Annotated in this window: 12 protein-coding genes; 4 read left to right on the forward strand and 8 right to left on the reverse strand. The window is 29.2% G+C overall.

From position 1 onward, the window contains the following. Positions 1–1408: 1408 nt before the first annotated feature. The 7 genes from EDL80_RS04470 to EDL80_RS04500 form a co-directional block, all read right to left on the reverse strand. Entirely contained in the window at positions 1409–6568 is a 5160-nt protein-coding gene (locus EDL80_RS04470; RefSeq protein ID WP_158406976.1) for a hypothetical protein, read from the reverse strand. A 1706-nt stretch (positions 6569–8274) separates the two neighbouring features. Next, positions 8275–10647: a hypothetical protein gene (locus EDL80_RS04475; protein WP_158406977.1), complete on the reverse strand. Its 2373-nt coding sequence runs from the start codon at positions 10645–10647 to the stop codon at positions 8275–8277. 1301 nt (positions 10648–11948) lie between these two features. Next, entirely contained in the window at positions 11949–12263 is a 315-nt protein-coding gene (locus EDL80_RS04480; protein WP_158406978.1) for a TrbC/VirB2 family protein, read from the reverse strand. Between the two features lie 297 nt (positions 12264–12560). Continuing rightward, complete coding sequence (locus EDL80_RS04485; RefSeq protein WP_410521732.1) at positions 12561–12980, reverse strand: TrbC/VirB2 family protein; 420 nt, start codon at positions 12978–12980, stop codon at positions 12561–12563. Between the two features lie 241 nt (positions 12981–13221). Beyond that, on the reverse strand, positions 13222–13611 hold the full coding sequence (locus EDL80_RS04490; protein WP_158406979.1) for a TrbC/VirB2 family protein: 390 nt from the start codon (positions 13609–13611) through the stop codon (positions 13222–13224). Positions 13612–13922: 311 nt separating this feature from the next. Beyond that, a complete protein-coding gene (locus EDL80_RS04495) occupies positions 13923–14303 on the reverse strand; it encodes a TrbC/VirB2 family protein (protein WP_158406980.1) in 381 nt (126 codons plus the stop codon). A gap of 163 nt (positions 14304–14466) precedes the next feature. Further along, positions 14467–14844 (reverse strand): TrbC/VirB2 family protein, encoded by a 378-nt coding sequence (locus EDL80_RS04500; protein WP_158406981.1) that lies wholly within the window; start codon positions 14842–14844, stop codon positions 14467–14469. A 1182-nt stretch (positions 14845–16026) separates the two neighbouring features. Here EDL80_RS04500 and EDL80_RS04505 point away from each other — a divergent pair. Continuing rightward, a complete protein-coding gene (locus tag EDL80_RS04505; RefSeq protein WP_158406982.1) occupies positions 16027–16413 on the forward strand; it encodes a TrbC/VirB2 family protein in 387 nt (128 codons plus the stop codon). 295 nt (positions 16414–16708) lie between these two features. On the opposite strand, the gene EDL80_RS04510 is transcribed toward EDL80_RS04505, so the two are convergent. Then, positions 16709–17074 (reverse strand): TrbC/VirB2 family protein, encoded by a 366-nt coding sequence (locus EDL80_RS04510; RefSeq protein WP_158406983.1) that lies wholly within the window; start codon positions 17072–17074, stop codon positions 16709–16711. Between the two features lie 855 nt (positions 17075–17929). Between EDL80_RS04510 and hflK the strand changes: the two genes are divergently transcribed. Genes hflK through EDL80_RS04525 form a run of 3 tightly spaced genes read left to right on the forward strand, consistent with a single transcriptional unit; the run spans position 17930 to position 21313 of the window. Beyond that, positions 17930–19006 (forward strand): FtsH protease activity modulator HflK, encoded by a 1077-nt coding sequence (gene hflK, locus EDL80_RS04515; protein WP_158406984.1) that lies wholly within the window; start codon positions 17930–17932, stop codon positions 19004–19006. Positions 19007–19010: 4 nt separating this feature from the next. Further along, positions 19011–19883, forward strand: a complete 873-nt coding sequence (gene hflC, locus EDL80_RS04520; protein WP_158406985.1) for a protease modulator HflC — start codon at positions 19011–19013, stop codon at positions 19881–19883. Then, a complete protein-coding gene (locus tag EDL80_RS04525; protein ID WP_158406986.1) occupies positions 19883–21313 on the forward strand; it encodes a Do family serine endopeptidase in 1431 nt (476 codons plus the stop codon). The genes hflC and EDL80_RS04525 overlap by 1 nt, the downstream gene beginning before the upstream one ends. The last annotated feature ends 1 nt before the right edge of the window (position 21314 follow it).

The raw sequence follows: 21314 nt of genomic DNA on the forward strand, positions 1-21314 counted from the left end.
TACACATTATCACATACCAACACGGAATATAAATTTCTTTACCATACTAAATTTAGCTTACTTCTTAAAAAAATTATCTATGTAAAACCCTCAAAAAGTGATAGACATACTTCATGTACCTACATATAAAAAATACGTACAAAACTTAGTTAACAAAGTTTTGGGCCCAGAATTGAATAATAATTAATATCTATATGTGAACTTATGGTAAATCTACAATTATTAAAAAATGTATCTTACCGTTTACCTTACAAATCCAATTTTCAAGCAATTAACTCATAAAACTTATATCCAATCTTAATTAAAAGTAGGAACCCTTAGCAATTTTATATATCTACACATAACATAATGTTAAAATTGTGGCTACTTTAATATATAATGAAATTTATCAAATGAAAAATATATCTATCAAGGCAATCTTTATACATAATAATTAATCTATCCCATCTCAGAATTAAATTCACGACACTTTCAACACGTAGTTCATATATTGTAACACCCTTTATGGAAGTAAACTATGCCTACAGTTTTACAATACCAACTCGATGAAACTTACTTAATGAAAAATATATCTATCAAAGTAGTCTTTTACCATAATGATCAATCTACCTACCTCACAACTGACTCACAACGCCTTTAAAGTATAGTTCATATATGTAACATCCTTTATGGAAGTAAATGACATATACAGTTTTACAATACTAACTCGATGAAACTTACTTAATGAAAAATATATCTATCAAAGTAGTCTTTTACCATAATGATCAATCTACCTACCTCACAACTGACTCACAACACCTTCAAAGCTTAGTTCATACATTGTACATCCTTTATGGAAGTAAACTATGCCTACAGTTTTACAATACCAATTTAATAACTCGTATGTTTCGCATTTGCAGTTTAATTGTAGTTACCAATACATGCTGATTCTTAACAGCAAAATCACTACTATGCTTATAAAACCGACCTTTTATCTAATTAAACAATGGACTTTACAAAATTATTTAGCGTAATTTGTCCAATATACAACATGATTGTACATGACTTGTTACTTTTCATATATCTATATATTTTTGACATTATCAAAAACATTCATATTATCTAATACCCTTTATAACCGTCGACAGTAAACTCGTTCACATCAAAAAATGTACCTGAAGATACAAAAAAACATCACTCTATGTATTCCATTATTCTATCAAATCATACAAATAACTCTTGATATTTTGTTAAGCTGCTTACAAAGTTTAGAATACCATTCCCCTTATTACAATCTTTGTATATTAATATTACTCACAAAACCCTATAAATTTTAGACAAGCTATTCTACATTGATTAATGCAAACAATAAATTCACAAAATACTCCTTAACCGGATTTTTTTATCGCGATCTTATACCCCTATTAAACTATTTACGAAGACTAGGTAAACGATCTCCCAATACAAACTTTACAAAAGGATTAAAGTAGTCATCAGCAAAATCATAATAATAATATGCCATATAAAACATATAGGACCAAAGTACAATCATATCAAACCTATGGCTACTATACTTCCCATATTTGTTTAATATATCTTGTTTCAAAACCGATAAATCAACCTGATAAACCTCCATCATTGAGCCAATTACCATCCTCTGCAAATAGGGAGTCTTATCAACATCAATCACTAGTTTTTTAAATGGAGATAACTCTGCAAGGAGATAATTGATTATTACTGCATCAAACAATAACCTAACTTCCCGATATTTTGTCAAACCTATATTAGCAAAAATCTTTTTTACTTTTGCTGTCTTTAATATATCATTAAATTCTTGAGTCATTTGTGATATATTATCCATAGCATTTATTACACCATTATTAGATAAATTGACTAATTCCTTTATAAAATCACGCATTAATGTTTCTTCCTTGTTTAATAATCCTATCAATTCTGGTGATTGTATAAGTTCATTATAAAATTCCTTAGTACTAATTTTAGCGATAAAATCATTTATGCCATCAGGCAACATCTCCTTGTATTTACTAATTTTATTAATAAAACCAGTAAACTGCCTTTTCTCACTAGTAGACTCTTTTATATTTTCTCCTAATACTAACTTTACAAAAGGATTGAAATACCTTTCAGTAAAATTACGATAATAATGCTGATTATTTATCATATAACACCAAAGTACCAGTATATTAAACCTGTGGCTACTATATTCCCCGTATGCATTATCCATAACATCTTGTTTAAAAACTGATAAATCAACATTACCCATGCTTTGCATTATTAGCATTTTTCTATCTATACTGGATGTTGTCTTAACATCAATAAGCAATTTCTTAAATGGAGTCAAATCTGAAAGTAGATAATTAATTATTACTGCATCAAATAACAATCTTATTTCATTAACAGAATTTGTTATACCTGCATTAGCAAAAGCCTTTTTTACACTCTCTTTATTTAATGTATTACCTAACTCTTTATATACTGTTGATATATTACCTAAACTATTTATTATATCATCATTAGATACATCAACTAATCCCTTTATAAAGTCGCGTATAGACATTTCATATTTGTGTAATAAATCTACTAACTCCGGCAATTGTACAAGTTCACCAGAAAATCTATGAGTACTAATTTTATCGATAAAATCATTTGTCACCTCAGGCAATTTATTCCTATATTTCTTAATGTTATCAATAAGCTCAGCAAGTATTTGTTCTGTAGACTTTTCACTAGTAGTACTAAGCTTTTGTAGATCCTGATCTAACATTAATTTAATAAAATACTCAAAATGTTTATCGTTAAACTTATTATCCATATGAAATGCTACAAAGGTCCACAATGATACGATGTCAAATCTATAAATACCATTGTCACCACACTCCATCATATTACAATCATCTTGTAACATAGAAAGATAACGTGCAGGAAAATCTACTAAACTAAACACACGCTTTCCTACCCTAGAGTTTCTTAACTGATCAAGTATAGAGCCTTCAGAAGCATTAGATTCTGATAATATACTATTAAGTACAGCCGCATCAAACAACAACCTTATTTCATCATTATTTTCTGTTACACCTACTCTAGCAAAAACGTTTCGTATGTCTGAGTTACCTAAAAAGTTCCTCCATTGATCAACTAATGACTTCATATCATTTTCCATCAATGAAAAATTATTAACATTATCTTGAAGAATACTGTTCACAAAATGTTTCATATTACCTATATAGTTATACAACAATTGATTAACTTCTACATATCGAGACATCTCACTACAAAATTTATCTTCTCCACTAATTTTTGTAATAAAGTTTTGTACTCTTAAAGGTAACTTTTTCTTATATTGATTTATCTCTTTAAATAACTGCAGTATATTCTCGGAACAATGATACCATTCTATAAATTCAGTTAAGTTCATACCTAACATTAATTCAACAAAAAGATGAGCATACATATCAAAAAGATGTTTATCAGCCTTAAAGAAACTATACATCCAGGACATCACAACATTGTTGTTTTCTTTATTATGACCAGGTTTTTTATCTCTAGTATACATTTCCATTGCTTCAATAAATGATCTATATTTTTTTATAAACTGTTGATCACTTATTTTAACACTAAAATCACGTGATTTTGACAGATTATTAGTCGCATTCATTGCAAATGCTAATTCATCTGGTACCACTTTACTATCAACATCTACTGAAGAATCATCATTAGCTGCAACATAGTAATTTAATAAATATTGACCAGGTTTATTCAAAACATTAGAGCCAAAATTAAAAACAAGTGCATCAATGTATAAGAGTGTCATGTCAGGTGCATAGTCAATACCTACCTTTTTTAAGGCTTCTTTAACTTTATTATTATCTAACTCTGCTAATAAGCTTTTACGGGACTTTATTAATGCTGGATAATTAGCTGTCCCAGTTAATAAAGCTTTTACTGACACAAAGTATTCAGAAAGGCTTGATACTAACTTTGGTAAACTCTTCAATTCTCTACAAACACTTATTTGACTGATTTTTTTCAAAAATTCTTTTACTTTCTCAGGAAGATAGTCTTTTGAGTGATTAATTTCCTCTATAAACGTCACTAGCGCAGCATTGCATGCATTTTCATCCTCAAATTCTATTGTACCTGGAGTACCTGACCATTTTTCACAAGTCAATTTCACAATACCATTAGCACCTTCTTGTCCATTTGCATGCACATCAGAGCAACCACCAGCTCCAGGATATTTATTAGAATTCTTTTCTAATTCTAGATTACGATACATACATTCTTCTGCTTGTTTTAATATTTTGCCCTCAAATAAATCAGGATTTTGATATGGTATTAGTATTTCATCTTCTTTCACATTACGATGCCCAGAAAATAATCTATAATGAGCAAGTAAGTTAGTTCCAGAAGATTTATCTTGTAAATAATCATCTCCTTTACTTCCACCTTGAGCTATTAAACTCATCACACAATCACTGCCATTATCACTAGTACACAATTTGACACTAGTATCATTACCAGCATTACTCAAATGACGATCTCCTTTACCACCAGCACCTACATCAATTATGAATCTCTTATCCATCATATCTTTATCTAATTTTAATATTCCCATAACATAGTTACCGGCTTTACCAGATTTAGCTGATCCAACTGATCCAGACTCTCCACCGCCCCATGCTTCTATCTTGATAAAATCACATGATGTTTTTTTCTTATTAATACGCAATGCATAACTTGTAGGTAATACCTTTCTATTCTCTCTAATTCCATAAGTACTAGAAGGGAAATTACTAACACACATACCTTGCAATATTGGATTCAGAGGTTTTATATTTTTTACATTGCTATTTTCATGGAAGAAATTTGTAAAATCATCATCGTTTATATACAATGAGCTACATCCTTGAAAAGTACTTGGTCCATCATTCCAAGTAGTTACATCTTTACATGATATTCCATTAACCTTTTCATAAAGTCTATTACTATCATATTTATATACTACACTACCCTGACACGCTCTATCCTTAGGATTATAGTGACCCGGAATATTAAAAAATATGCTTCTCATTGTTCTGACTTTAGCAAGCTGAGCTTGTGTAAGACTAGCAATATCTATTGTATACTTATAATCACACTGAACATATTTTTCACTCCTCTTACCATCTGCAGTATTTTCTACAACTATACCATAACCCTGTAACATTTTTTTATTTTCACGTAGCCATAAATTTCTATTGCCTTTTTTCAAAGAGTATTCAGTAGGAACAAATGGCATATCAACAACACATGTGACATTTCCATTATCATCATTAGCATATCCAAGCATGTGAGCTGAATCAGGATCTGTACATTTATTTGGATCATGTACTAATTGACCATCTGCACACTTATATTCATTCAACAGTGTATAATCATCCTTATTAATCTTAGGTTTTATTACAGAAAATAATAGATTTTTATCATGCGTACCTACTGGTAAATTGATATCACAATCAGGAGAATCCTGACAATCTTGATATTTAATCTTAATACCATCACCATTAGAGCTGATTTTAGGACGCATCAAACTTGGAGAAGGGACACAAACAGTGTCTTCAGGCACATTATTATCTGTATAGTCAACACACACTGTATCACGCCCTTTTTTATAAACTTGGAATACATATGGTATCCCTTTATATTCAACATTATAAGTACTCTTCTCACCTATTTTATGAGATTTCACATACAAATCCATAACATAAGGCTCTTCAGACCCTGAACGAATATATAACTTAGCTCCAGGTTTAAAGAAAGTTTGCTTGGAAAACGCTAAAGGTACAATTGTTACTATATTTTTTATATCAAACATTTCACAAAACGGTGGAGGATCGACACGCAATTTTTTACGAGTACAACGTAAACTTTTCAAATCACATGATTCCACTACAGGCTTAGCATCACAAGCACTGACAAAACATATACAAACATAACTTTTCCCATACATGTCTGCATTAAAAGTTATAACACTAATAGGATTATGAACATTACTACCTTCATACACAGTTTTACAACTGCCTATAGGTATAGTATGCAATTTAACGTAGTTTTCCCCCCACTTAGGATACGAAGATAATGCCATATACATAATGTCATGTTCTAAAAAGGTACGTTTGGATCTATCACGAGTAATATTTAAAGTATCAATTAAGTCATTTTCACAATTGACGTACCGACCTCGTAAATATCGCCTAAAATAAATGTTACGGTTGTCCGCATTATATGAAGCAAACCTTATAGTAACAAGCTCTTGACCCTGAACCTCAGTATAATCTAGTGGCGCATAATAATTAAGAAAGTGTAATCCATAGTAACCATTAAAAGCAAACAAACCTATAAAGTCTGAAGTAGATAGAGGGAAAATTTTGTCTCCAAACAATATTTTTCCATTCTTTGCATCTATATTAAATCCTACATCAAATCCATCAACAAATCCATTACCATTCTTTAACTCAGCATATAATAACAATGGTTTTATCAGAATAATCAATAATAAAATTACACTGCTATAATGCTGTATTCTCATAAGACTTTTATTAATTACTGACTAAAAAGTTATTCACGCAACCTTTATTACACAAGACGCAATAGATTATATGAAAATTCCTTCATATAAGAGGATATATCATAACATATGTCAACCAAAATTTTTCTTATAAAACATAATCTATCTTGACAGATTTAACATTATGGATAGTCACCTATCACTTTTAAAATACATTATATATATCACGTTAAACGTAATAAATTCATTAATGTTGTCGGATAAATACTACTTATTTATGAATAAGCAGGAGTACAAACAATTTACTTTTGAAATACTAGACAATTATATTGTATTATCTATTAGGTTATATAATACACTAAATAATATAATATACCTTATTATCATAGTACTTTCTGAAAAATAATAAACTATCTTAATGATATAACTACTATATCTGAAAATAAGAAAATAGTTAACTATACCTCATTTGAATAAGTGACAAATCGTTGGATGCTAGATACACATCCGAAAATATCAAATTATACCTTATATTACTAGTAAGTTCCCATAGAACCTATAATAGAATGTTCTATATTAAATAATATGTACTTTCTATAATTTATATAAAAACATTAAAATACGTCAATTAACATACATGATTAAAAAATGATACTAATCATTACTTATATTATTTAGAACTTTAAAGAACATATTATTGATAAAAGCAACAATAAATAATGTTATTTTTCCATCAATAGAAAAACAAAATACTACAATATGCAATAGTCAACACGGTTCTCATTTATATAGTTTATATACAACAACATTTTTAAAACTATTAGTTAATAAAAGCACAACTACAACTTTACAATACATTGACATCACAAAACATAAATTATCATTTTAGCTATTATAATCGGATCAAGCATATAGTTTTATAGGATGCATTACATATATTTGAACATTTTCACACAATACTTAATCATAAGCGATTATTTATTCATACCACCAAATACACATTAAATAAACTGTACACAACCACACTAATTTGTAACTTTATAGTGCACTAAATAAATGTATTAATATAATTTAAATAATACACAGCACGTCATTATATATATTTACCTCACAACTGATGTTACAATTAGAATAGTGATAAACTTACAAAATACATAATATAATTGCGTATAGAAGACTTTGTTTTATAACATAATTTAAGAGTATTCATAAGGTTATGTGTTGATCAGCTTGTACATGTGTTTTGTAGAGTTTATCTATTTATATGATTATCTGATGTATAAAAAATGAAAGTATTTAAATCTACATTTAAATTAGTATTCCTTTAGTAAAATAATATAGGTTAATACACACTTTTACACCTGATAACAATGGTTTTTAGTAGGATAGTTTTACGATAGTTACTATAGTAAATGTAAACAGCATGTCATTTTTTAATTTTGTGTAATTAAAGTAAGATCTTGCTTATGTATAGTAATGTTGAGTATTGTTTCCTATAGTAATAGCTTTTGTGTCGCCGATATGTGTGGTGATACCTAATGTTATTATACTTTAGTTTAGTGTTAAATTAAGCAAGATGTGTTGAATGGAATTAACAAGCATCCTATAAAAGAACAACACATTCACAATATTGAAAACATAATGATTATACTTCATCCTATATTATTCAGTACCACATTGCATACTAATAATACAGCTGATAAAAATAAAGAATGTATATAATGAAATTACTTACTACATTTATTATAGAATGCAGGTAGCCACTTTTTAACATCACTACCATAACTATTAATAGACTCATACATATATCGAATTGTCTCTTGAGTAGCAGTTAACACATTAACCTCTGGTATATCAGGTAGTTGAAATGATAATACTATCGAAACATTACACTGCTTGACGAAAAAGTACCCCTCTTGAGATGGCATTTGAAACATAGTATTACACTCTGTCTTTGAGAGATTAAAAGCTTTCATATATAATTTATTAGTTGATACAGAATTTGGCATAAAAATCTGTGTTTCAACATGTTTATTAAAACTACAAATAACATGACTTGACACAACTGCTGGAATATTTTCACCAGAAAACACAATTACAACATTTAATTGAGACATCATTTCAACCCAGTCATCAAGCTCTTGATCACTTCTAAATACGTAATCTAAAATCCATGCCTCATCCACCACTAAAATTGTGGGAGTTCCATCCAAGTAATTTACCAACACATGCAAGAAGTAATAAATTAAAACAGAAGCACATTGTGGTTTAGATAAAACTATCCCAACATTTAGACCTAAAATTTTTGCATTCCAATCAATATTAGTTCCATCATTCAATATATGAGCAAATTCTCCATTATTTATCCACCGATGAGCATTTTTACCTAATTTATTTATATAATCAGTAATACTACTTATATTTCTATCCTCCATAGGTAAATTAAAGATATACTCTACTACCTCATCAATAGTATTCTTCATCTCCTCAGACATTTCTTCTATATTTACACATGACATCCTTTGTAGAATGCCGCTGATTATCTTACGGTTCATACTATTATCTTCAAGTCTGAAAAGATCAAATGAAAGTTCATGATGATCAGGTCTATGATCTGCTCTATAATACTCTCCATTAATCGCTTTAGTAAAGATAATAGACTTACCTCTATAGTCTAATAGGATAATTCTTGTATTAAATTTTCTTGACTCCAATAACAAGAAATTCAATAACATAGTAACAGAAGACTGAGGGCTACCAACCACTAAGGTATGTCCATTACCTTTCACATGAAAACTGAAAAAATAAGGCCTTCCTTTATTTGAAAAAAAGATAGTAACTGCTTGTCCCCACTTATTTCCTTGCAATGCTCCTGAAGGGAAATAATGCAATAAAGCAAATGTACACGCATACTTAGTCAAGGTATATCTAATATTTAACACATGAGAAAAATTTCCAGGCAAATGTGCCCAAAAATCATCTTCTATTGTTAAATCACATCTTACACACAAGATCCCAAGTGATGACAACGAAACAATAAACTTATCTATATTATTATGAAGTTGTTTCAATGTATCAGATGTAATAACAAAATCAATTTTACGTTCACAGAAATCTAAGCATGAATTTACATCAGTTGACACAAATTCATCTATGTTAGTTATCTGCCTTAAATGCACATCGTTACTTACTTCTAAAAGCTTAGCTTGCTTTTGAAAAAACTTGACTACATTTTTACCTTTGGTAAATTTCATGATTTCTACAATCATAAATTCACAATCTTGCTGTAAACATTGATCCACAGAATCCAGTGGGGACTCATGATAATCCTTAATTGCTAATATTGCACCAAATTTATGAGTATCACGATCGGATATTTTAAACGTATTAAATCCCATATGGATATCATAATGTGCACATACACCAGCGATATCAGTCATATCAAGTAAACATTCCTTATATCTCATTGTAGTTAGATAGAAAAAAAATTCTATAAGTTCTGATCTAATTTTACCTTTACTATTAGGCAATAATCCTAATTTTCTTGCCTCAAATTCTTTTAAATTTTCTAAAATACTCGAAGTAATTTTATTTAATCTAATAACTTTATTTTTTAAGAACTCTTTATGTTTGTTTTTAACATAAGGAAATGACAACGCCCCTAAAATACCCTTTATACTTTCTGGTAAATTATGGGTCACTACGGCAATATAGAGTTCATTAATGTATGTAACTTGCTGATTAACATATTGCATATGAGTATCGTGGAGCACATCAGACACATCATCTATACTTTCACGTGAAAGATCAAACTTATGTAATTTCCTGATTGTATATATCCAAAAAGAGACTTCAGGTACTGTAATACTACTGGTAATACTATTACGTACAATTGTTCTTAAGTCTGTATCCTGTGTATTAAGTACATAATCTTCTATTTTTATAATTTGTAAAAGTTCCCCATTTTTATTTAATATTGTGTTCTCATCATAATGACAAGCTGCAGGAACAAAATTTCCTTTATTATAGGTATTATCATGTTCTTTTACAGTAGAATTATCTATATTAGAACAACCTATCATTTCCTTAATAAAAGACATAAAGGAACCCCATTTTTAACCTACAATAATATCAAAAAAAAGTGTTCATTATTGATTAACACATATATACAAATAACATACACTTACCCATTATCTAGACATAAAATTAATATTCTATTTATTCCAAAATAAAAATAAACGGATAACAATAACATACAACCAGACTATAAATAAATATAAGCTTACCACTAGTAAGCTAATATCAACTTTATATTACACTAAAAAGTTATATTAAGTACAATTGATTTTCAAAGACGTGATAAGATAAAATTGTATAACTCCATTAGAGTAATTTATATCAACACATAATTTAATACAAACAATAACATAATAAGTATACCGGAAAGAATGAATATTATAATCACTGAAAATTTACGTTACATAATAACTATTATAAATCAGAATTTTGTATCTACAAACACATGTTTATTTTATTATCAACATAAAAAACATTACTCATAAAAGCTTAGTATAATAAATTTACTCTTTACAATAATCATATCGTTTTAAAAAATTTAACAATCTGCTGATTAATACAAGTTAAATATTTTTTAACTATAAACTAAGATTAAATAAATATTGAGAATCGATATACCCATCCAATAAATACCACTATAACCTTTTAAGGTATTACGAACTACTATTACTCTCAAGAAATTCATTATACTTATATACGAAAGGTTTGACATCATAATATTAATGTAGAATACACAAAGTGTCACTTATTATCAACAAAGTTTAAATCGGTCATTAATCCCGACATAAATATAGCTTATTTATGTACAGGCATAAATTAACATAATACATTTTAACAACATGTATATCAACAATAACCTAACTACAATCAGTTAAATAGTATACAAGTTTCTAACATTTGTGTAATTAGTACATTATTAGAAAATCCACTATTATATTATTAAACCATCAGTAAGCATCAATATACTAAATAATAGTAAGACTATACTTGAGATAAATTAACCCAATTATTTATAATAATATCTCATAATTACTCACTAACATATTTAGATTGTCACACTAAAAAGACTACTAACCATACAAACATACCAGTAATATAAACTAAACATTATTAATAGCCAGATGATTACTTTAGATGATAAATATTTTATTTGTTACACTATTGATAAAATATTCACATATATCAATAAGCAACTCATTATAAATAATATGTTGATAATATAAGCTACTATCAGAAATGATCAATACAACAACATAGGTTAAGTTAATGTTTTGTTATTCCATCCATATAAAATTTATATTCTTTATGTCAAGTATAATACGTATTAGTTAACAGCAGCAGCATTTGCAGCTTGAGCACCATTGCACCCACCACCACTAACTCCAGACCCTGCAGCAAATTTAGTCATTATTTTACCAGCACCAAAAAATATTGCTGTAAACACAACAAGCATTACTATTGCTGGCCATGGTAGTTTACCAAATATTGCCATTATACTTGAACCTAATATTACCCCTGTCATTATTGGTAAACCTAGCTTTTGTACAAAATCTATAACATTACATATCACTTTAGTTACAGGTTCATCATTACTAGTTGTTGAAGATGCACCTGCAGTTGAAACTGCACCTACCACTATTACTGAGGACTAGCTATAGACACACTACCCACAAGCCCTATAATAACTATCAAAAACGTTAATAAAATTCTCATCATAACACTCCATATATACAACCCTTGACATTCACTATCATTATTGATTAATAAACCTTGAGTATTTAATTACATCCAACACTCTATACAAAATCACATTTTTTAATAGAGAAAAAAACTTTCTGTACTAATAGTCTATGCCTAATACATTAGTAAAATGCAATAAGCCACTTAACAAATTTTTTAAACATGTATAATCTATATAATTAACAGTAACATTTATTCAAAATACCAGTATCAAACTATTGCTACTTACTGCCGCTGCTCCCCCCCCCCCATTACATACATCTTGTTGACTACCACTACTAACACTATTAACTCCACTAGCAAATTTATGCATTAGTTTACCAGCACCAAAAAATATTGCTGTAAATACAACAAGCATTACTATTGCTGGCCATGGCAGTTTACCAAATATTGCCATTATACTTGAGCCTAATATTACTCCCGTCATAATTGGCAAACCTATTCCTTGTACAAACTTTATAACATTACATATAACTTTAGTGACAGGGTCATCTCCATTAGCTTGCTGAGTTACAACTACCGTTACCACCTGAGGATTAGCTATAGATACATTACTTACAAACCCTATCACAACTATAAAAAACATTGAAAAAATTTTTACCACACACTCTACCATCATATAAATTGAAACAACTTATTAATTATTATCACCTATTGACTAATAAACTCTGAATATTTAGTTGCACTAAATATCTGATATAGGAATCACATCTTATCAAGGGTATGCATATATATTAATTTGCATTTATACCCTAGTTGAAAAACTTCATTACGCTAACATTTTCTGCATAGTAATATTATTAAGAATAGATAAAATTGCCTTATAGCTTTATTATACATATGTATGATGATACCTATTAATTCACTGTAACAACATTTATCACAGCACCTGCTGCAGTTGCTTTATAAGCCTCACACACATCCTTGTTCTCATTAGCACTATCTACTCCAACCCCATTGGCAAACTTACTCATTAACTTACCAGCACCAAAAAATATCGCTGTAAATACAACAAGCATTACTATTGCTGGCCATGGCAGTTTACCAAATATTGCCATTATACTTGAGCCTAATATTACTCCCGTCATAATTGGCAAACCTAGTTTTTGAACAAAACCTATAACATTACATATAACTCTAGTGACGGTATCATCATTAGTACCTGTAGACGATGTTGTGGCCTGAGCATCAACTATATTAGCCATAAACCTCACAAAGATAAAAAACATTAACAAAAATTTAATCATACACTACCACAATTACAAATTCACAACATGCGTACAATTAATTATCACACATTGTTTAAAATACTATAAACTATCTGATTACACTAAATATTCTAAATAAAACTGTAACTACTTAAACAAAAAACATGCTATTGAATATTCATAACTAACTTATATTCAAGTAATGCCTTAACTAACTACAGAAAAGTATACTAACACCATAATCATAAAATCATTACATAAAAAGCCTGATTAGAAACACCATATTTATATAATCAACATACACACTAAAAGTCATAAAATTACTTCATAGTAGATTTTCCTAAACTTATTTACACAGTAATATTTGTACTTACTGCATTTGTAGTATAGCTCTTACACACATCATCGCTATTATTACCATTATTAGCTACTCCAACCCCACTAGCAAACTTATGCATTAACTTACCAGCACCAAAAAATATTGCTGTAAATACAACAAGCATTACTATTGCTGGCCATGGCAGTTTACCAAATATTGCCATTATACTTGACCCCAATATCACCCCAGTCATGATTGGCAAACCTAGTTTTTGAACAAAACCTATAACATTACATATAACTCTAGTAACAGTATCATCATTACTAGCAACATCAGCAAGTTGTACATTAGCTATACACGACATATCATACATAAACCTAATCAACATAAAAAATATTAAAAACATCTTCATAATACACACCTAAAAAAATAAACCCACTAATAATTCACACAAATTCACACAGCTACTAGAACACCATTACTTAACAGACTTTGATTCACTATTTAAACACTAAGATACCAAAACTTACACATTCCTTTTCAAGTAATATTCATGTAAAATAAACTCATATACATTACCAAACAAAAATACGAACAACAGCACCGCTGGCAGCAGATGTTTGACAGACATCTCCCGTACCATTATTCCCCCCCACTCCATTAGCAAACTTATGCATTAACTTACCAGCTCCAAAAAATATTGCTGTAAACACAACAAGCATTACTATTGCTGGCCATGGTAATTTACCGAATATTGCCATTATACTTGACCCTAATATTACTCCTGTCATAATTGGCAAACCTATTCCTTGCACAAAATTTATAACATTACATATTACTTTAGTCACAGTATCTTCAGCTCCACTTTGCGTTGTTGAAGATTGAGTACCAGCTACAGATACATTATATACAAACCCCAAAACCATTAAAAATACTAAAAAAACCTTAACCATACACACACCCCATATACAACTAAATAGTAAGCTTTCACCAGCTATAACACTACTACACAAATAAATCCTGATTACTTACTATTTTAAATAACACACATTTTCCTAAACTGAAGAAAATACATCAACTAATAAAGCCACATATTCACTTTGTTTTTCGTAATATACTCTTCACATTAAATATTAATAGTCATTACATCATATCTATTACCAGTATATATCACAATACATATCACAAGTAACGTATTATACACTTTTAATTATAAATTACCATAACATTAAATCCCACCTAATATATACTAAGTACTATTTTTAATGGTCACCATAACAGTACTATGTTTTCATAACTGCACCAAACCGATGTAGTACACCTAAAATAGTAAATTTATAATAAACTAATAATACCATTTGATATTATTGATAATTGTATACTAATACAATAAACGACTTATTATAGAATAAATATGTAACTAAAAACCAAACAAATACAATTACAACCACTATTAAAAGGATAAGAAATGCCTATAATTTCAAGACTTTACATATAAAGAACAGTAAATCTAACACATACACAACATATCAGATCATTTAAAACTAAGACAACTCTACACTTTAAGTTACAAATTCCTTAACAGAACCAACAAAAAACATGATCCGATTTTTTTATTAAGAAAATGCACATAAAATATGTGTCAAAAAACTACACTATTTATAAAATGAACAAAATCAATGTTACCTAATTGATATTTTGTATATATTCCCTATATGAACAATAATCAATACAACACACGCAAAATAATGAAGTAGCTACTATTTAATATTCTATATAATTAATAACTAAACATAAATTTTTAAAATTATAATCAAGATATGTCAAATTAATATAAGACAATTTTGGTTTGTGCCCGTAAGTATATGTGTTGATTATACAATATAATGTTTTTATTAAACTTTTTATGTAATGATTCTGTGGTTATAGTACTAAATGCACCGCCTTGTAACTAGCCAAGGTATTACTTAAATGTAAGTTAGTTATGGATATTTAGGTACTAATCACGCGTTTTTTTGTTTCAGTATATACAGATGTTTACTTAGAACATTTAGTGTAATGAAATAGTTTATAGTATTTTAAACAATATATAGTAGTTAGTTGTACACATGTTGTGTTTATAGCTATGGTAGTGTATGATTAAGTGCTTGTTAGTATTTTTTATCTTTGTGAGTTTTACAGCTAATATAGTTAATGCTCAGGCCACAGCATCGTCTCCAGGTACTAATGATGATACTGTTACCAGAGTTATATGTAATGTTATAGGTTTTGTTCAAAAACTAGGTTTGCCAATCATGACTGGGGTAATATTAGGTTCAAGTATAATGGCAATATTTGGAAGACTCCCATGGCCAGCAATAGTAATGCTTGTTGTATTTACAGCAATATTTTTTGGAGCTGGTAAGTTAATGCATAAGTTTGCTAATGGAGTTGGAGTAGTGAGCAACAGTGAAGAAGATGTTTGTAAAAAGTATACTAATGGAAGTGCTAGTGGAGCAACAGTAAATATTGCTATTATATAATAAACACAAAAAAGCCTACTTGAAGTGATGAAGATATCTTAATTGCAACAGTAATAGCAATTCTTGAAACAATTATAACCTTTTAGGCAACGGCCAGTATATTCTAGCTACTTAAAACATATGACTATCAGAAGAACTTAGTAAAGTAGAATATAGCTGACCTTAAAATATTTAGAGTATTATTATTCGTTTATAACTTCATAACCATTAGTGATTAGACAAAACAATACTATAAACTCTTTTCTACATAATAAACTATGTTGCACTTTTACAAGTGTAGTGGTAATACAATAATTTATTTTTCTGCAATATCTGCACAGTCAAATTTTGCATTTGATATACCTTGAACCCCACCGGCAAATTTAGCAATTAATTTACCAGCTCCAAAAAATATTGCTGTAAATACAACAAGCATTACTATTGCTGGCCATGGGAGTCTTCCAAATATTGCCATTATACTTGAACCTAATATTACCCCAGTCATGATTGGTAACCCCAACCTTTGCACAAACACAACAACATTACATATTACTTTAGTAACAGCATCATCATTTTGTTGTTGATCTTTACTAGCACTACTAATGTTTGGTAATACTAACATACATAGTATCAAAAATAGGAAAGCTTTTCCTATAAAACATCTACCTATACAATCTACCATTAAAACCCCCCATAAATCTATGAATAACACATATTAAGAGATAAAAAACTCTTATTAATCTTATCTACACCATAACAAATAAAAGATTTTTCCTAAAAATTAGTTTATAGCATAGCGCATTGTTTGTTATTTCATAACTCAAATTAACCAGCCTTACAAACTTTAATACATCAATTATTTTTATATATAAAATGGTCAAACTCATTCCTTTAGAAAAAAAATTATTACCAAAAAATATCACTAAATTAACCACATGTTCTAAATTTGTAATACCAATTCCTATATACTAAAATGTTAAAAAGTCAACCATTATTAATGAATTAATAACACATACTTAATATCATAAGTAACTACAAATTAACTAAGTCTTTTAAAACAATACAACTAATACTTTTTAAATTAGCTTATAAATTGAGCAAACACAAGTTTAACCTTCAATAGTATATAACAAATCCAATTTATAAAGTAAACTAACAAATATAAATAACAATATTTATATTCTTAAAACATTAAAAGATATTAAATGAACAAATATGAAATATTACATATTTCAATTATTTGTATTAATTACTATAAATAGTTGCATTAGGATTAACTTGATTAGCCATATAAATTAACACATATTTATTAAATAGTGTTAGGCATAAACTTTAATTTTATTATAATTTTTAATAATCTACAACATACTCATTCAAAGTCAAACAATGAATCCTATATGTACATAATCAACCATTTCTTTAAGTTTAATCATCAAGGTCACAATCTCTATTGATAGATATTAAATTTTATTGTATAAATTGGTCAGATGCTTAAGCTGGTATTAGGCATATTTTTAAGCTAGGTTTAAGGTAATTTATGTTTGATGATTATGATCCTTGGAACAATAATAATACAACAGAAAATAATAAACCTAAAAACTACAAGAACTCTAATGATATTAATAAGTTCATAGAAAGATTTAGTAACACGTTTAATTCATTTATGAAGAATAAACGCAATACCCAATCCAATAACAATGGAAAGTTACAGATTACAATCGCAGTCTTAACTTTCATACTATTATACATGGCATCTGGGTTCTATGTTGTAGAACCAGAAGAAGAAGCTGTACAACTAATATTTGGTAAATATTATAATACCGTAGGACCTGGGTTACGCTATCATCTCCCATCACCTATTGGAGAAATAACTAAGTTAAAAGTAAAGACAGTTAATAGAGAAGAAATTGGTTCCCGTTTTCATATGGATAACACATTAGAGCATGGTGAAGGTGTTATGCTAACTGGAGATGAAAACATAGTCCATATTAATTTTGACGTACACTGGCGGATTAACAATGCATACAATTACTTGTTCAAAGTAAGAGATAATCAAGCTGGAGATACAGTAAAAAATGCAGCAGAAAGTGCAATGAGAGAAATCATTGGAAAAAGTTCAATTTCTTTCGCAATTGAAGGAAAAGGAAGAGCAATGATATCCCAAGAAACTAAATCTTTATTACAAAGTATTCTTGATCATTATAATATGGGAGTAGAAGTTTTATCAATTCAACTTAAAAAAGTAGATCCCCCAGAAAAAGTAATTAACTCTTTTAGAGACGTACAGAGTGCACGAGCTGACAAAGAAAAACTCATTAATGAAGCATATGCATATCGTAATCAAGTTCTACCAAGAGCTAAAGGTCAAGCAATAAAGATCAAACTAGATGCAGAAGCATACGAAAGCGAAGTAGTAAATGCAGCTGAAGGTAATGCTAAAAGATTCCTTGCAATATATAAGGAATATGCACAACAACCTATAGCAGTACGCAATCGGTTATATCTAGAAACAATGGAAGAAATTCTTAACAAAAATGATAAAGTTGTTTTTACTGATGATCTTAAAGGCATGCTTTCTCATTTCCCATTAATAGATCCTAAAAACAATAGGTAAGTTCATGAATAAATCACCAACCAAATTGGTATTAGGCATTTTGGCTGCCGTAATGATAATCGTATTATCAAATTCTGTATTTATCGTAGACGAATCACATCAGTCAATAGTTTTACAATTTGGACGTGTTGCAAAACAAATAAAGACTAGCGGTTTATATTTCAAAATACCTGTAATACAAAAAGTTGTTTATTTTGATAAAAGAATCATTGATATTAGCCCTGATTCAAGAGAAGTTATAGCCGCAGATCAAAAAAGATTCATAGTTGATTCCTATGCAAAATACAGAATAGTAGATCCTGTAAAATTTTATCAAACAGTTAGAAATGAAATAGGATTACAGAATAGGTTGAGTTCCATAATTGAATCTAACATTCGTGAAAAAATAGGCACTGTATCATTAATTAACTTCCTGAATGGAGCAAGATCAGAAGTTATGGCAATAATAAAAGATGGTGTCAGCAAAGAATCCGAAAAATTTGGAATAGAAATGGTAGATGTAAGAATCAGACGTGCAGATTTACCAGAAGAAAATAGTGTAGCCATATTCAGAAGAATGCAAACAGATCGAGAAAAAGAAGCAAAAGAAATTAGAGCAGAAGGAGAAGAAGCCTCCCAAAGAATAAAATCTGATGCAGATTTACAAACTCGTATGATCATTGCAGATGCAATAAAAGACGCACAAATAATTCGAGGAACCGGAGAAGCTAAAGCATCAAAAATTTACAATGATGCTCTAAAAAATGATCCAGACTTCTTTAGCTTTTATAGAACTATGCAAGCGTATAAACAAGCTTTTAATGGAAAAAATACAAAAATCATTTTATCACCTAACAATGATTTTATTAATTTTTTTAATAAGCAGAGAGGTAATTAATGAGGAAATTTTTATTAGTTATATCAGCATTACTACTAACAATTACACCCTTAGTTAGTTTATCTTCTGAAAACATAGAACAATATGACCCAAGGTCAGGATTTTCTAAGCTCATTCAAGATTCAAGTCCAGCAATAGTAAACATCAGTATAATTCAAGACTTAACATCTGAACAATTCCCTCTGTTATTAAACTTTGAAGAACTATTAAAGAACCTAATTGAAGGAAAATTAACAAAAAAAGAAATACCACACGAAATATTAAGTGCAGGTTCGGGTTTTGTAATAGATAAATCAGGTATAATAGTAACTAACTACCATGTTGTACAAAATGCAAAAGAAATTTTCGTAACATTTAGTGATAATAAATCTGTATCAGCAAAACTTTTAGGCACAGACCCACAGACTGATCTTGCAGTATTAAAAGTTGATGTAAAACAAAAACTCCCATGTTTAAGTTTTGGCGATTCTAATTCTGCTAAGGTAGGAGACTGGGTAGTAGCAATAGGCAACCCATTCGGCCTTGGAGGATCTGCAAGTATTGGTATTATATCTGCACGGGCAAGAGATTTAAATATTGGAGCAACAGAATTTTTACAAACTGATGCAGCTATAAACAGCGGCAATTCTGGTGGTCCATTATTTAATATACATGGTGAAGTAATTGGTATCAATACAGCAATAATATCAACACAGCGTGGAGGAGGCAGTATAGGGGTCGGTTTTGCAATCCCATCTAATAGTGCTGTTCCTATCATTGAAGTGCTTTCTCAAGGTAAAAAAGTAGAACACGGTTGGCTTGGCATAGTAATGCAACCTATAACAGAAGAATTAATAGAGCCATTTAAGCTAAAAGAAGCAGCAGGAGTTTTAGTAACAACTGTAATAAAAGATAGTCCAGCAAGTAAAGCAGCTTTACTACCAGGAGATGTAATACTCGAATTTAATAGTAACAAAATTACCGCAGGATCACAGTTATATCAATCTGTCCTACGATCCAAACCAGAAAGTGATGTTAATATCCTAATATCACGTAATGGGAAATTAATGAACTTAACTGTAAAAATAGGAAAACTAGAAGACCATAATCTTCATAACCAAGATAATCAAATTAATCAGGACGTAAAAAATATTTTTCAATCACCTGAGTTAGGATTAACAGTAGGTAATATAGAATCTAACATGATACCTAAATGTACTGAAATACCTACAGGGGTAATAGTCTTAAAAACAGAAAACAGTAACGATGCACCAAGTAAAAACTTAAGAAAAGGTGATATTATCTCTCAAATTAATCAATTAACAATTACCAGTATTTCAGACTTTAAGCATGCAATAAGAAAAGCAAGCAAGAACAAATCCATAGCATTACTGGTACACAGGGATGGCTTTCCACCATTATTTATTCCTATTAAGATGAAGAAGAAATGAA

Source organism: Ehrlichia ruminantium, assembly GCF_009728835.1.
Taxonomy (GTDB): Bacteria; Pseudomonadota; Alphaproteobacteria; order Rickettsiales; family Anaplasmataceae; genus Ehrlichia; species Ehrlichia ruminantium_B.